This is a genomic window from Pseudomonas sp. EA_105y_Pfl2_R69 (assembly GCF_963970915.1).
GTDB lineage: Bacteria > Pseudomonadota > Gammaproteobacteria > Pseudomonadales > Pseudomonadaceae > Aquipseudomonas.
Window position 1 is genome coordinate 194,850 of the sequence record NZ_CAXAOO010000004.1, and the last position, 14,105, is coordinate 208,954.

Below are 14,105 nucleotides of genomic sequence, written 5' to 3' on the forward strand. Positions count from 1 at the left end.
GAAATCACCTTAGCTGCTCGCCACCCCAGCCACAAGCGGCTCCCCCCGCGGGACCGCGCAGCGGGCGCGGCTCGCGGGGGCCAGGGCGCAGCCCTCAAGCCTCGAACTCGGCCTGCAGGGCGGCGCGCACGCAGTGCAGCACGCCCAGCTCGACGCGCCCGACAAACCGCTCGCTGACCACTGTGACCGCAGGCAGCTCGCCCTCGCCATCGAGAAAGGCATCCTGAATCTCGCCCAGCAACTCGCCGGGCAGATCCAGGGCCTGCTCCAGAGACAGTTGCTGACGGCCGATCGCCTCCGCCAGCAGGCCATAGACATTCTTCTCGCTGCAGCCGAGTTGAGCGGCGATCTGCACCGGAGTCATCCCGGCGCGAGCCAGGCTAACCAGCTCATGACGCAAGTCGACCACCGCCCGTGGCGCTTCGGCCTCGCCACCGAGCACCGCTAGGAAGGCCTCGCCATAGCGCTCCAACTTGCGCGCGCCAACGCCGCTGACCCGCGCCATCTCGGCCAGGGTGCCGGGCTTGCTGCGCAGCATCTCCAACAGGGTGGCGTCGGGGAAGATCACATAGGGCGGTACCCCGTGCTCCTCAGCCAGCTTGCGCCGCAGGGTGCGCAGGGCTTCCCACTGTTCACGCTCCTCACCGCGCACCAGCTGGCTGGCCGCGCTGCTGGAAGCCTTGGCGCTCTGCTGTGGCTTGAGGTCGCGGCGCAGCTGCAGGCTCACCTCGCCCTTGAGCAAGGGCCGGCAACTGTCGGCAAGGCGCAGACCGCCAAAGCCTTCGAGGTCGACATCGGCCAGGCCGCGTGCCACCAACTGGCGGAACAACGAGCGCCACTCACCTTCGGCCAGGGCCTTGCCAATGCCGAACACCGCCAGATGCTGATGACCAGAGGCGCGGATCTTCTCGTTGTCGCGGCCCAACAGGATGTCCACCAGATGACCGACACCGTAACGCTGGCCGCTGCGGTAGATCGCCGACAGGGCCTGGCGCGCCGGCTCGGTAGCGTCCCAGGTCTGCACCCCGTCGCTGCAATTGTCGCAATGGCCGCAGGGTTGCGGCATCTCTTCATCGAAATAGGCCAGCAGGGACTGGCGACGGCAGCGGGTTTCCTCGCAGAGGGCGAGCATGGCATCGAGCTTGTGCTGCTCAACCCGCTTATGCCGCTCATCGCCCTCGGAGTTATTGAGCATCTGCTTGAGGAAGATCACATCCTGCAGGCCGTAGGCCATCCAGGCGTCCGCCGGCAGGCCGTCACGGCCGGCGCGACCGGTTTCCTGGTAATAGGCCTCCAGGGATTTGGGCAGGTCGAGGTGGGCGACGAAGCGCACGTTGGGTTTGTCGATGCCCATGCCGAAGGCGATGGTGGCCACCATGATCAGGCCTTCCTCGTTGAGAAAGCGCTTCTGGTGGTAGGCGCGCAGCTCGTTGGCCAAGCCGGCGTGGTACGGCAACGCGGGAAAGCCCTGCTCGGAAAGGAAGCTCGCCACCTCCTCGACCTTCTTGCGCGACAGGCAATAAACAATGCCGGCATCGCCCTTGCGCGCAGCGAGGAAACCCAGCAACTGCTTGCGCGGCTGCTCCTTGGGCACGATGCGGTAGAAGATATTCGGTCGGTCGAAACTCGAGAGAAAGCGCTCGGCATCCTGCAGATGCAGGCGCTGGACGATCTCCTCACGGGTGCGCATGTCCGCGGTGGCGGTCAGGGCAATGCGAGGTACATTGGGGAACAGCTCGGCGAGCTGACCCAGCTGCAGGTATTCCGGGCGGAAATCATGGCCCCACTGCGACACGCAGTGGGCTTCGTCGATGGCGAACAGGGCGATCTGCAGATTCTGCAGAAAATTCAGCATGCGCGGCTGCACCAGGCGCTCGGGGGCCAGGTAGAGCATCTTGATCTCGCCGCGCTGGATCCGCTCGGCAATCAGCCGCTGCTCGTCCGCACCCAGGGTGGAGTTCAGCGCCACCGCCGCCACACCCAGCTCATCCAGGGTCGCGACCTGATCGTCCATCAGCGCGATCAGCGGCGAGACCACCACCGCCAGGCCTTCGCGCAGCAGGGCCGGAACCTGGAAACACAGGGACTTGCCGCCCCCGGTCGGCATCAGCACCAAGGCATCGCCACCGCCGGCCACGCGCTCGATAATCGCCCCCTGACGGCCACGGAAGCTGTCGTAGCCGAAAACGTCTTTAAGGATGCGTTGTGCGTGATCGAGCATGGTGGGTCTCCAAAGCGAGCGACGCATTATACGCAAGTGCTCGCCCGGCAGGATTTGCATCTGTAACAGCGTCAAGCCAGGCCGCCTCCCTGGTTTTAGCGCGAGCTCTGGCTGCTCAAATCGCGCTAGACTAGAATTCATCCTCGTAAACTCCTTCAAGGTAGCCCCCCGATGTCCTTCGCCGAGCAACTCTCCCGCCTGCAAGCCTTCCTCGATGCCGATGAGCTGCATGATGAGGCACTGGATTACATCGCCGCCCACGGCTACCTGACCGCGCTGTCGATCTGCCCGGACCCGGTACCGGAGCGCGAATGGATCGACGCGCTGTTCTCCGAGCCACCGCATTACCGCAGCGACGCCGAGCGCGAAGAAGTCGAAGCGACGCTGCTCCAACTGCAGAGCCATATCGCCCGCCAACTGGCCAGCGATGACGACCCGGAGGTGCCCTGCGAACTCGACCTGGGTATCGAGCCGGACGATTCCGACCTGCGCGGCTGGTGCATCGGCTTTATGGAAGGGGTGTTCCTGCGCGAAGCCGCCTGGTTCGACGACGCCGAAGACGAAGTCAGCGAGCTGCTGCTGCCGATCATGGTCGCCTCCGGCCTGTTCGACGAGCAGCCGGAGTTCGCCGAAATCGCCCGCGATCGCGACCTGGTCGACAGCATGGTCGAGCAAATCCCGGAGCTGCTGACCGCCCTGTTTCTGCTGTGCCACGCCCCGGAAGAGAAGCCGGCACTGCTCAAGCCGCGCCATCATTAAGATCGCGCCATAAGCATGGCGCGGGATACCCGGATACTGCGCAACCCCGCTGCACGCTACGCCCTGCAGGCCATTGGCTGGCTCAGCGTAGCGCTCGGGGTTATCGGCATTTTCCTCCCGGTACTGCCGACCACGCCCTTCCTGCTGCTGGCCGCCGCCTGCTTTATGCGCAGCTCGCGGCGTTTCTACCTGTGGCTGGTCAACCACCGCCAGCTCGGCCCCTGGATAGTCGATTACCTCGAAGGCCAGGGCATCCCGCTCAAAGGCAAGGTCTACGCTATCGGCCTGATGTGGCTGAGCATCGGCATCTCCAGCTACCTGGTGCCGCTGTTCTGGGCACGCCTGTTTATGCTGACCAGCGCCGTACTGGTGAGCATCTATATCCTCAAGCAGAAGACCCTGAGCAGGCCAGCCCCCTCAGCCAGACGCTAACCCCCTCTCCCGGACACCCGCGCTGGCAGCCGTCCGGCAGAATCTACAACTAACGCCTAGACTTCCCCCATCTTTGACCGAGGCGCGGTACATGCAGCCACGTCAGCCCACCCATGGATGGCAGAAACACCTGCACCGGACGCTGCTGCTCGGGCTGGCGCTGCTTATCGGGCTGAGCAGTGCCCTGGCCAACTGGGATTTCGGCCTGATTCTGGGCAATGCCGAAAGCCGCTACGGCAACCTGGGCGCAGCCAGGCAGCGAATCCAGGCCTGGGAGGCGCTGATCAAGAGCGGCACCGAGCTGGCCGAGCAGGACAAGCTCAGCGAGGTCAATCGCTTCTTCAATCGACAGATTCGCTTTGTCGACGATAGCCGTCTGTGGAAGGTCAACGACTACTGGGCAACCCCCATCGAGATGCTGGTCAAGGGCGCGGGCGACTGCGAGGACTACTCCATCGCCAAGTACTTCACCCTGCGCCGCCTCGGCATCCCCAGCGACAAGCTGCGCATCACCTACGTCAAGGCGCTCAACTACAACCAGGCGCACATGGTGCTGACCTACTACGCCAGCCCCAGCGCCGAACCCCTGGTGCTCGACAACCTGATCAACCAGATCAAACCGGCCTCGCAGCGCAAAGACCTGCTGCCGGTCTATGCCTTCAATGCCGAGGGGCTGTATTTGCCTGGTTCCAGCAGCAGAAAGAGCGACACCAAGAAGCTCTCGCGCTGGCAGGACATCCTGAAAAAAATGCGCACGGAGGGCTTCGCCATAGGCGAAGGCTAGGAGGAACACATGTCTCTACTCAAGCAGCTATTTCTCGCCATCTGCCTGTTTCTGGTGGTGGCCTTTACCGGCAGCTTTATCGCCGGAGTGGAGAGCTCTCGGGAACAGCTGATCAGCCAACTGCGCTCCCATGCCCAGGACGCCGCCACCGCCCTGGGCCTGTCGATGACGCCCCATGTCGACGACCCGGCGATGATCGAGCTGATGGTCAGTTCGATCTTCGACAGCGGCTACTTCGCCAGCATCCGCGTGGTACGCATTCCCGATGAGCAGGTGGTGGTCGAGCGCAGCAGCGATAACACCGTGGACACCGTACCCGCCTGGTTCAGCGCGCTGGTCAACCTGCAGCCCCAGGGCGGCGACGCCCTGATCATGCGCGGCTGGGAGCAGGCCGCCCGGGTCGAAGTCCTGAGTCATCCGCAATTCGCCCTGGCCAAACTCTGGGACAGTGCCATCGGCAGCCTGCTCTGGCTGCTGCTGTGCGGCCTGGTCAGCGCCATTCTCGGTGGCTGGCTGCTGCGCACCCAATTGCGCCCGCTGGACAACATGGTGCAACAGGCCCAGGCGATTACCCGCCGCGAATTTATGACCCTGCCCAAGGTGCCGCGCACCCCGGAGCTCAAACGGGTGGTCACCGCCATGAACCAGATGGTGGAAAAGCTCAAGACCCTGTTCGCCGAGGAAGCCGCGCGCAGCGAAAAACTGCGTGAGGAAGCCTACCAGGACAGCATCACCGGCCTGGCCAACCGCCGCCTGTTCGACATCCGCCTGGCCAACCAGCTGGTGGTTTCCGAACAGCACGCCGAAGGCTATCTGCTGCTGCTGCGGGTCAACGACCTGGGCGGCCTCAACCAGCGCCTGGGCGGCCAGCATACCGATGCTCTGATCGCAGCCATCGGCGAACTGCTCAAACGCCTGTTGGGCCAGGCCGCCCGCGCCGACTGGCTAGCCTCGCGCAGCCGCGGCGGTGAATTCAGCCTGCTCGCCCCCGGCATTGGCAGCGAGGAGGCCGACCTGCTCGCCGACGAACTGTACAGCGGCCTGGAAAGCCTGCGCCAGACTGGCGCAAGCGACTGTACCCCGGTGGCCCATATGGGTATCGCCGCCTTTCGCCCTGGCGAGCAGGCCAGCCAGGTGATAGGCCGTGCCGACCAAGCCCTGGCCCAGGCGCAGAACGACCCGAGTCGCAACTGGATACGCCTGGACGACTACAACGCCCAGCCCAACCAGGGCCTGCATGAATGGCGTACCTGGATCGACGAGGCCCTGCGCCAGGGCAAGCTGCAACTGTATTTCCAGGCGGTAACCCGGTGCGCCGACCGCAGCCAGGTGCTGCACCACAAGGTCCTCGCCCGCCTGCTCGACCCACAGGGCGAGGCCATCGCTGCCGGGCGCTTCCTGCCCTGGATCGAACGCCTGGGCTGGACCGCACGTTTCGACCTGGCCATGCTCGAACACAGCCTGACGCACCTGGCCCAGCACCCGCAGCCACTGGCGCTGAGCCTGTCGGCGGCGACGCTGCGCGAACCGAACAGCCTCAAGCGTCTGCTGGAAATACTCAGACAACACCCGCAGCAGGCCCCCCTGCTAACCCTGGAAGTGGACGAGCGCCACCTGCCGCCGGCGACCGAGCTGGAAAGCCTCAGCCAGGCCATTCGCGAGGCCGGCTTCAGCCTGGGCCTGCAGCACTTCGGCGGGCGCTTCAGCCTGATCGGCAACCTGACCCACCTGGGCCTGGCGTACCTGAAGATCGATGGCACCTATATCCGCGCCATCGATCAGGAAAGCGACAAGCGCATGTTTATCGAGGCGGTATTCCGCGCCACCAATAGCATCGATCTGCCCTTGATCGCCGAGATGGTGGAAACCGAGGGCGAGCTGGCGGTGCTCAAGGAGCTGGGCTTGTACGGAGCCATGGGTCGCCTGCTGGGCGCACCGATGCCGTGGAAAGACTAAACGTAGGAGCAGCCCATGGCCGCAATCAAGCGCGCCTCGTAACCCGGATAAAATCCGAAGAAATCTATGGCGATGGACCAATTGCGTGTTGGACGGGGTGCCTGGAGGAGAACGGGACTGCTTGCAGAGACAGCAAGAGGTAGGGTGCGCCGTGCGCACCAAGGCCGGCTGCGGATTCTTGGTGCGCACGGCCTAGGCGGCCCCGCCCCTACAAAACCAGGTCCCTTCACACTTATGCGCCGTGCGCCTGAACGCAACACAGTGCTGGCCCATAGCCAAATCTATCGCCTGCCAATCGACTCCCGAATTGCATCCGGGCTAGGTGCTGGGCAGCTCAACTGGCAAACAGATAACCTTCCACATCCATGCCCGCATCACGCATCTGCGCCAGCTTATACCTCAGGGTGCGCGGGCTGATACCCAGGCGCTCGGCGGCTTCCTTGCGCCGGCCACGCTCGGCCCGCAGAGTGTCGATAATCATCTGGAACTCATGCCGACGCAGGTCGTCGCCCAGGGCACCGGCTTCGGCAGACGGCATCTCCACAGCGGCGGTGGCCGCGCTGGGCACCACCGCCAGCATCGGCTGCGGCGGCACCGACGACAGTGCCGCGCCGATGGGTGCCAGCAGGCACAGGTCCTGGGGCTGGATCAAACCGCCCTGCTGCAGGATCAGCGCGCGCTGAATGGCATTGTCCAGCTCGCGCACGTTGCCCGGCCAGGCATGGCTGACCAGGCTCTGCTGCGCCTGGGCCGACAGACGGATGGGCGGGTGATTCATCTTCTTCACGTACTTGGCCAGCAGCCGTTCGGCCAGCGGCACGATGTCCGCCGGACGTTCGCGCAGAGGCCGCCAGGCCAGGGGGAATACCGACAGGCGATAGTAGAGGTCCTCACGGAAGCGCCCCGCCGCCACCTCGCCGGCCAGGTCGCGGTTGCTGGTGGCCAGCACGCGAATATCCAGGGTGATCGGCTTGCGCGCGCCGACCCGCTCCACCTCGCGCTCCTGTAGCACCCGCAGCAGTTTGGCCTGCAAGCCCAGGGGCATTTCGGAAATCTCATCGAGCAGGATGGTGCCGCCCTCGGCCATTTCGAACTTGCCCGGCGCACTGGCGATGGCACCGGTAAAGGCACCCTTCTCATGACCGAAAAGCGTGGCCTCGAGCATATTGTCCGGGATGGCCGCACAGTTGATCGCGATAAAGGCTTTGCCGGCCCGCGGCGACTGCTGGTGCAGGTAGCGCGCCAGCACTTCCTTGCCGGTACCGGACTCGCCGCTGATCAATACCGTGGAGTCGCTCTGCGCCACCCGCTTGGCCAGCTCGAGCAATTGCACGCTGGCCGGCTCAACTGCCACCGGGCCATCCTGCTCCGCCGCGCTCAGGCGACCCAGCGCATGCCGATCAACCAGCGTCAGCAGGGCTTTGGGCTCGAACGGCTTGACCAGATAATCCGCCGCGCCCTGGCGCATCGCATCCACCGCCCGCTCTACCGCGCCATAGGCGGTCATCAGCAGCACCGGTAATTGCGGTTGGCGCTGGCGGATCTGCGCCAGTAGCTGATGGCCATCCATGCCCGGCATATTCACGTCGCTGACCACCAGGCCGAAGGGCTCTTCGGCAATCGCCAGCAGGGCCGCTTCGGCACAATCCACCGCGCGGAAGGCATGCCCGCCCAGCGACAGGGTATCGGCCAGTGCCTCGCGCAAGGCGCGATCATCTTCGACCAGCAGAACTTTGGCAGCCATGGCTGTTTACTCCTGAATCAAGGGGTGCGTCGCGCCAAGCAGCGGCAACGTCAGAATGGCGCAGGTTCCGCGTCCCGGACGCGAGCGCAGCTGCACATCGCCCTGGTGCGCGCGCGCCACGGCCTTGACCACCGCCAGGCCGAGCCCGGTCCCCGTGGTCTTGGTGGTAAAGAAGGGTTCGCCGAGGCGCGCCAGGGTCTCGCGGTCGATACCCGGCCCATCGTCGCTGATGCACAGGCGCAGGGCCTGCCCACGGCTGTACAGGTGCACCTTGAGCCGCGCCTCGCGCCCGGCGGCCTGGATGGCATTTTCAATCAGGTTGAGCAGGCTGCCGACCAGGGTGTCGCGGTTGCACAGCAGCTCGCCTTCACGGCTATCGCACTGCCAGCGCACCTGCATGCCCTGCACATGGGGGTCGGCGGCGGCGCGCAGCGCCTCGAACAACGCCCCGGGGGCAATGCGATCCGGCAGGGGCAACTCGCCCCGGGCGAAGATCAGCATGTCGCGCACCTGATGTTCGAGCTCGTGCAGACGCTCCTTCAAGCGCCCGGCAAAACGCTGCTGCTGTTCGACCGGCAACACCTGCTCGGTCAAATGGCTGGCATAGAGCAGGGCTGCCGACAGCGGGGTACGGATCTGGTGAGCCAGGGAGGCAACCATGCGCCCCAGGGCGGACAGGCGCTCATGGCGGGATAACTGGTCCTGCAGGCGGCGGGTTTCCGTCAGGTCGGTAAGCAGCACCAGCTGCCCGGGCTCGACGCGCAACGAGCGGGTGGCAATGGACAAGCGCCGCCCGTCCTTGAGGGAGATTTCATGGCCGTCGTCTTCGCGCGGGGCAAAGTTGCGCGCGATCACCTGACGCCAGAGCATGCCCACCAGGGGTTGCCCGAGCAGGTTGCGCGCCACCGGATTGGCTTCGCGCACCACCCCTTGGTCATCGATGACGATAACCCCGCCCGGCAGCAGGTCCAGCAGGCTCTGCAAACGGTTAGCCAGGCGCTCCTTCTCGGCCAGTTCCTGCATACGCTGGGCGCTGACCAAGGCCAACTGCCCCTTCAGCTCGGTCACCCGGGCCTCGAGCATGCTGTAGGAAGAACTGAGCTGGGTCGACATCTGGTTGAACAGGGCGAAAGCCTGTTCAAGCCCCGCACGGCTGGCCTGCTCGACGGGTGCGGGAGCCGCTTCGGGGAGTTCGGAGGTTTTAGGGTGGGAGCTCATCATTCTCTCTCGCGCAGCGAGCCGTCATCAGACAGTCAGTTGCAAGAGAGTTAGCAATACCCGTGCCTAAAAAATAATCCTTATATTTCAACAGGTTGAAAAACAAAGCCGAAGGTGGCGTCAAACCTTCGGCTTTATTGGGGGAGCGCGCGCCAAGTCACTGACTATTTCGCCGGCATGCCGGCCTCAATCGTCCTGGCCATCCTCGTCGCGGCGGCTCATGCCGTACTTGCGCATTTTTTCCACCAGGGTCGTGCGGCGGATGCGCAGGCGCTCGGCGGCACGCGCCACCACACCACTGGCATCGTCCAGCGCCTGCTGGATCAGCCCCTGCTCCAGGGTGCCCAGGTAGTCCTTCAGGTCCAGCCCTTCGGGCGGCAGCATGGCCGTCGAGTCGACACCCGGTAAGCCGGCCATCAGGGTGGCGCGCTCGTCCAGCTCGTCGCGCAGGCTGGCCACCATGCCCTCGTCCTCGTCATCGACATGACGGAACTTCTTCGGCAACTCGCCCACCCCGATCACGCCATAGGGATGCATGATCGCCATGCGCTCGACCAGGTTCGCCAGCTCGCGCACGTTACCCGCCCAATCATGCTGACACAGCGACATGATGGCGGCGGAGTTGAAACGGATCGAACCGCGCTTCTCGAACTCCATCCGCGAGATCAGCTCGTTCATCAGCAGCGGGATATCCTCGATGCGCTCGCGCAGCGGAGCCATCTCGATCGGGAAGACATTCAGGCGGTAGTACAGGTCTTCGCGGAAAGTGCCGTCCTCGATCATCTTCTCGAGATTCTTGTGGGTGGCGGCAATGATGCGCACGTCGGCGCTCTGGGTCTTGTTGCTGCCCACCCGCTCAAAAGTGCGCTCCTGCAGCACACGCAACAGCTTGACCTGCATGGGCAGCGGCATGTCGCCAATTTCGTCGAGGAACAGGGTGCCGCCATTGGCCAGCTCGAAACGCCCGGCGCGGCTGGTGATGGCCCCGGTAAAAGCGCCCTTCTCATGGCCGAACAGCTCGCTCTCCAGCAACTCGGCCGGAATCGCGCCACAGTTGACCGGCACAAAGGGCGCTTCGCGACGCTTGGAGTGATAGTGCAGGTTACGCGCGACCACCTCCTTGCCGGTACCAGACTCCCCAAGAATCAGCACGCTGGCCTCGGTATCGGCGACCTGCTGCATCATCTGCCGCACCTGCTGGATGGCCCGACTGGTACCGACCAGACTGCGGAACAGGTTGGTCTCGCGCTGGCGACCGCGCTCACGGGCCTGGTCATACATTTCCCGGTAGACCTGGGCGCGGTGCAGGGAGTCGAGCAGCTTGTTATAGCTCAGGGGCATGTCCAGGGTCGCTAGCACACAGCGACGCTGCTCCTCCGGCCATTCGGCTGCCACCTGCTCATTGAGCAACAGGGTCGGCAGAAATTCATCCCAGGCCGCCACCTGCTTGAGCATCTCCAGCACGCCGCCCTTAGCCTGCACCTCACCTAATAGCACGCTCAAGACGCTGCGGTTGGACTCAAGCCCGGCCACCGTTTCACGCCAGCTAGCGCTGTCACAGGCCAGGTAGTCTTCACCGAGAAAGCTCAGGATCACCGTCAGGTCCCGACGGCGCTCGCTGTTATCGTCAATCAGGAGAATCTTGGTTTCACGCCACATAATATTTATCAGATCCTGGAGTGAAAAAATGCGCCTGCTACGCTCAAGCCACCCAACCAAGCGCCAGTAATTGGCCACTAGTTAAGTCAATTTTCCGTTATCAGTCAATTTAATGGCGTGATTATTTTGCTCGACCTGGAGAATAACCAAGCTGCGGCTCGAACGAAGAAAGGATTTTAATCGATGCAGGCGGCCAGAACTGACCACCTCTACTGAGAGCAGGCATCAAAGGTGCCAGGTAAAACGAATGTCTGGCTGACGAAAAACCAGCGCAATGCTTAGCCGAACAGCTGGTAGACCTTGGACCCCTGGTGGGACTGGTTCAATTGCACCAGCTCACGGGCCAGCCGCTGCTGCTCGGCCTGACACACGCTGACCAGCTCACGATAAAGATCCAGCAGCTCCTGCATGCGCGCACGCAACGCCCCTTCATCGTTTAACGCCTCGACCATGGCCTCATCCACGGCCTGCCGGCACTGCAGATCCAACTCGCCGATGGCGGCCCAGTCCTGTGTAGCCAGTGCAGTGCGCAAGGCGCTGCCGGTTTCTTCTAGACGCTGCACGGATGAACTCATGAAACTCCCCTCGCGGCTTGCGGCACGCATCAGTGGCTGATGGCATCCCAGCCGGATTTCACAATACGCAGCAGATCGGCCACTTCATCGATCAGCGCTACATCATTGGTCCGATTGGCCTTAACCAGACAAGACACCATGTATTCATAGAGCCGATCCAGATTGAGCGCAATTTCGCCACCCTGATCAAAATTCAGACCGTCACGCAGGCCGCCGATGATACCGATGGCCTTGCCAATCAGCTCACCTTTGACAGCCACTTGACCGTACTGAATTGCACCCTTGGCCTGAGCCAGGCGGGACAAGCCGCCTTCCATCAACATCTGAATCAGACGATGAGGATCTGCATCAGTCAATTGAGTCTGAGTGTTAACAGTTTGATACTGCCGGAGGGCTACCATTGCATTCATTGTCGCTCTCGCTATTCTGCTTTTTCGATATTCAATATATCGGCACCGCAGGGCAAAGCTTTAGCAATGAAATCAGCCGACCGGAGGCGTTTCGACTTCGGGGCCGATGGCATCCCAGGCTGTTTTGATCTGCCCCAGCAGCGCCTGAACTTCGTCCAGGGAACGCGGCGTATCATCCAGGGCGACGCCAGCCAGGCGGCGAGTCATGTAGTCGTACAGCGCATCCAGATTCTCGGCAATTTCACCTCCGAGCTCTTTGTCCAAGCTCGCCTGTAGCACACCAATGATACTTAGCGTCGAGCCAACCGCTTCACCACGCAAGCCTGGCTTGCCGTCCGCCTGCGCCTGCTTCGCTAACAACAGGCGCTCAATAGCGCCATCAAGCAGCATCTGCACCGCCCGATAGCTGCTGACTTCCTGACTGATACGGACCTGCTTGTAGGTGTCGATGGATTTCTGACTCATCGATTATTTATCCTTTTTCACAAAGCCCGGCAGGTTGGCAAGCGACTGAGTCAACCGATCACCGGTCTGGTTCAACTGCGCAACCAACGCATCCATGGCATTGAATTGGGCAAACAAGCGCGCCTGTACTTTCTCAATGCGCAAGGCGAGGTTTTCTTTCTGCTTGTCGATGTCACTGATAGTCGACTGCAAGCCGCTCATGCGCTGTTCGAGCACGCCACCGGCCTTGATAAAGCCATCGATGCGCTTGTCGACTCGACTCATCAGGCCAGCTTCGCCAGTGAAGAAGCTGCTGACTGCATCGAAATTGTCTTCGAGCGCACCCTTAAGCTTGTCATCGTCGACCTTCAGGGTGCCGTCTTTTTGAGTAGTAATACCCAGATCAGCCAACACCCGAAGTCCGCCCTGGCTCGCAGGGTTAACTAACTCGTTGCGTACGGCGCTCAGCAGGTTGCGCACAGTGGTATCGCCAACCAGACCGCCAACCACCGGCTTCTTGCCATCGCCCACCGGCACCACACTGGTCAACTCGTTGCTGGTCTTGATCAGCTTGTTATAGGCGTCGACAAATTTCTTGATGCCGTCGGTAACGCCGCCAGTATCCTGACCCACCGTTACCGTCAGTGGCGCGCCTACTGCCGTTTTGGCAATCAGTTCAAGGGTCACCTCAGGGATAGCACCCGTCACGCTATTGGTCGGGCTAGTCAGCGTCAGCCCGTCAATGCTGAACTCCGCATCGGCCGCCTGGGTGATGTAACCCGCACTGGCGGTATCTGCAGCATTCAAGGCAGCCGTACCGTCGGCCGCCAGCGCAGCCAGATTACCAGTGCCCGTCACGATTACGTCGTTTCCCGCACCGGTCGTACTGGAGCTGAATACCAGGCGCGACTCTCCGGTTGTCGAACCCGGGTTGCTCACGATGTTGACGCTGATGCCCTTGTCTTTGAGCGCCGCATTGAGCTGGTCGCGGGTACTCGACAGATCGGAGCCGGCGACGATCTTGACCTCGGTGCCGGCATCGCCAGCACCGATTTTGACGGTAAAGGTTTCCTCGCCCGCGCCACTGCCGAAGGTATTGTCCACCGCAGCGGACGCCACCTTGCTCGAGGCGGCCAGGCGATTCACCGCCACCTCATAGACACCCGCCAAAGCACTCTTGCTGGCAGAAGCAGTGACCGAGGCAGTATTGGATGAGCTGGCCGTACGTTTTTCAAACAGCGTCGGATCGTTCAACTCTTTTAGCGCTGTCTGGAAGGCGCTAAGCGCACTCTTGAGCTGGCCCAAGGCGGAGAATTTGGTCGTCGTGGCCTTTTCAAGGCGCGCAAGCTGCGCCTCCTTCGGTGCCTTTTCTGCATTGACCAACGCACCGACGATACTGTCGATATTGACGCCAGAACCAATACCCGTTAACCCAGCCATGCTAACCACCTCGTCATTGGAATGACGCTTAACACTAGAAATTAAAAACACTCAAAATTCATGCCACTCAGGCTTCAGCCTTGAACAGCAAACTACGGATTTCTTCCAGGTTCTCGGCCAAACGCAACGCATCTTCAGTAGGGATCTGACGAACGACATCGCCCGATACTGAATCCGTGACTTTAACCACCACGCGCCCGGTGGAGTCATCGAGCGCGAAGTTCAGATCGCGCCGGATCGATTGAACGAAGCCCTGAATCGAGGACACGGCCTTTTCCACCGAGTCCCTGGCCGACGCCTCGGGCCCTTCGGATTGCTCGGCTGCCGCTGCGCGAGCCGATGACTCAGGCGCAGGCACCGACTCGGGCCGCGCAGCAGAACCGCTAACCGCGCCGGTTGGCGACCGCGCCCCCGCCGTTACCAACGACAACGGATTGCTGATACCTATGTCCATCGTCACACC

General features: G+C 62.6%; 13 protein-coding genes. 4 read left to right on the forward strand and 9 right to left on the reverse strand.

Annotated elements, in window-relative coordinates; genetic code table 11:
- Positions 1 to 94: 94 nt before the first annotated feature.
- A complete protein-coding gene (gene recQ, locus AACY13_RS13010) occupies positions 95 to 2,221 on the reverse strand; it encodes a DNA helicase RecQ (RefSeq protein ID WP_339462003.1) in 2,127 nt (708 codons plus the stop codon).
- Positions 2,222 to 2,392: 171 nt separating this feature from the next.
- Between recQ and AACY13_RS13015 the strand changes: the two genes are divergently transcribed.
- From AACY13_RS13015 to lapD, 4 genes are all read left to right on the forward strand, one after another.
- Positions 2,393 to 2,980 (forward strand): YecA family protein, encoded by a 588-nt coding sequence (locus AACY13_RS13015; RefSeq protein WP_339462004.1) that lies wholly within the window; start codon positions 2,393 to 2,395, stop codon positions 2,978 to 2,980.
- Between the two features lie 15 nt (positions 2,981 to 2,995).
- The gene (locus tag AACY13_RS13020; protein ID WP_339462005.1) at positions 2,996 to 3,412 is read left to right on the forward strand and encodes a YbaN family protein; all 417 of its coding nucleotides are present in this window, start codon (positions 2,996 to 2,998) and stop codon (positions 3,410 to 3,412) included.
- Between the two features lie 91 nt (positions 3,413 to 3,503).
- The gene (lapG, locus tag AACY13_RS13025) at positions 3,504 to 4,196 is read left to right on the forward strand and encodes a cysteine protease LapG (protein WP_339462006.1); all 693 of its coding nucleotides are present in this window, start codon (positions 3,504 to 3,506) and stop codon (positions 4,194 to 4,196) included.
- A gap of 9 nt (positions 4,197 to 4,205) precedes the next feature.
- Positions 4,206 to 6,152 (forward strand): cyclic di-GMP receptor LapD, encoded by a 1,947-nt coding sequence (lapD, locus tag AACY13_RS13030; protein WP_339462007.1) that lies wholly within the window; start codon positions 4,206 to 4,208, stop codon positions 6,150 to 6,152.
- A gap of 334 nt (positions 6,153 to 6,486) precedes the next feature.
- On the opposite strand, the gene fleR is transcribed toward lapD, so the two are convergent.
- The 8 genes from fleR to AACY13_RS13070 all read right to left on the reverse strand — a co-directional run bounded on the left by fleR (position 6,487) and on the right by AACY13_RS13070 (position 14,096).
- A complete protein-coding gene (fleR, locus tag AACY13_RS13035) occupies positions 6,487 to 7,896 on the reverse strand; it encodes a sigma-54-dependent response regulator transcription factor FleR (RefSeq protein ID WP_339462008.1) in 1,410 nt (469 codons plus the stop codon).
- A gap of 6 nt (positions 7,897 to 7,902) precedes the next feature.
- Positions 7,903 to 9,114, reverse strand: a complete 1,212-nt coding sequence (locus tag AACY13_RS13040; RefSeq protein ID WP_339462009.1) for a sensor histidine kinase — start codon at positions 9,112 to 9,114, stop codon at positions 7,903 to 7,905.
- A gap of 186 nt (positions 9,115 to 9,300) precedes the next feature.
- Positions 9,301 to 10,773: a sigma-54 dependent transcriptional regulator gene (locus AACY13_RS13045; RefSeq protein ID WP_339462010.1), complete on the reverse strand. Its 1,473-nt coding sequence runs from the start codon at positions 10,771 to 10,773 to the stop codon at positions 9,301 to 9,303.
- 278 nt (positions 10,774 to 11,051) lie between these two features.
- The gene (gene fliT, locus AACY13_RS13050; RefSeq protein ID WP_339462011.1) at positions 11,052 to 11,348 is read right to left on the reverse strand and encodes a flagellar protein FliT; all 297 of its coding nucleotides are present in this window, start codon (positions 11,346 to 11,348) and stop codon (positions 11,052 to 11,054) included.
- A gap of 29 nt (positions 11,349 to 11,377) precedes the next feature.
- A complete protein-coding gene (gene fliS / locus AACY13_RS13055; RefSeq protein ID WP_339462012.1) occupies positions 11,378 to 11,758 on the reverse strand; it encodes a flagellar export chaperone FliS in 381 nt (126 codons plus the stop codon).
- Between the two features lie 72 nt (positions 11,759 to 11,830).
- A complete protein-coding gene (gene fliS, locus AACY13_RS13060; protein ID WP_339462013.1) occupies positions 11,831 to 12,223 on the reverse strand; it encodes a flagellar export chaperone FliS in 393 nt (130 codons plus the stop codon).
- Positions 12,224 to 12,226: 3 nt separating this feature from the next.
- Positions 12,227 to 13,642 (reverse strand): flagellar filament capping protein FliD, encoded by a 1,416-nt coding sequence (fliD, locus tag AACY13_RS13065; protein ID WP_339462014.1) that lies wholly within the window; start codon positions 13,640 to 13,642, stop codon positions 12,227 to 12,229.
- A 67-nt stretch (positions 13,643 to 13,709) separates the two neighbouring features.
- Complete coding sequence (locus AACY13_RS13070; RefSeq protein ID WP_339462015.1) at positions 13,710 to 14,096, reverse strand: flagellar protein FlaG; 387 nt, start codon at positions 14,094 to 14,096, stop codon at positions 13,710 to 13,712.
- Between the last annotated feature and the right edge of the window lie 9 nt (positions 14,097 to 14,105).

Excerpts from the sequence above, each read along its gene's own strand:
- recQ (WP_339462003.1), bottom strand. The coding sequence starts at position 2,221 with ATGCTCGATCACGCACAACGCATCCTTAAAGACGTTTTCGGCTACGAC.
- AACY13_RS13015 (WP_339462004.1), top strand. The coding sequence starts at position 2,393 with ATGTCCTTCGCCGAGCAACTCTCCCGCCTGCAAGCCTTCCTCGATGCC.
- AACY13_RS13020 (WP_339462005.1), top strand. The coding sequence starts at position 2,996 with ATGGCGCGGGATACCCGGATACTGCGCAACCCCGCTGCACGCTACGCC.
- lapG (WP_339462006.1), top strand. The coding sequence starts at position 3,504 with ATGCAGCCACGTCAGCCCACCCATGGATGGCAGAAACACCTGCACCGG.
- lapD (WP_339462007.1), top strand. The coding sequence starts at position 4,206 with ATGTCTCTACTCAAGCAGCTATTTCTCGCCATCTGCCTGTTTCTGGTG.
- fleR (WP_339462008.1), bottom strand. The coding sequence starts at position 7,896 with ATGGCTGCCAAAGTTCTGCTGGTCGAAGATGATCGCGCCTTGCGCGAG.
- AACY13_RS13040 (WP_339462009.1), bottom strand. The coding sequence starts at position 9,114 with ATGAGCTCCCACCCTAAAACCTCCGAACTCCCCGAAGCGGCTCCCGCA.
- AACY13_RS13045 (WP_339462010.1), bottom strand. The coding sequence starts at position 10,773 with ATGTGGCGTGAAACCAAGATTCTCCTGATTGACGATAACAGCGAGCGC.
- fliT (WP_339462011.1), bottom strand. The coding sequence starts at position 11,348 with ATGAGTTCATCCGTGCAGCGTCTAGAAGAAACCGGCAGCGCCTTGCGC.
- fliS (WP_339462012.1), bottom strand. The coding sequence starts at position 11,758 with ATGAATGCAATGGTAGCCCTCCGGCAGTATCAAACTGTTAACACTCAG.
- fliS (WP_339462013.1), bottom strand. The coding sequence starts at position 12,223 with ATGAGTCAGAAATCCATCGACACCTACAAGCAGGTCCGTATCAGTCAG.
- fliD (WP_339462014.1), bottom strand. The coding sequence starts at position 13,642 with ATGGCTGGGTTAACGGGTATTGGTTCTGGCGTCAATATCGACAGTATC.
- AACY13_RS13070 (WP_339462015.1), bottom strand. The coding sequence starts at position 14,096 with ATGGACATAGGTATCAGCAATCCGTTGTCGTTGGTAACGGCGGGGGCG.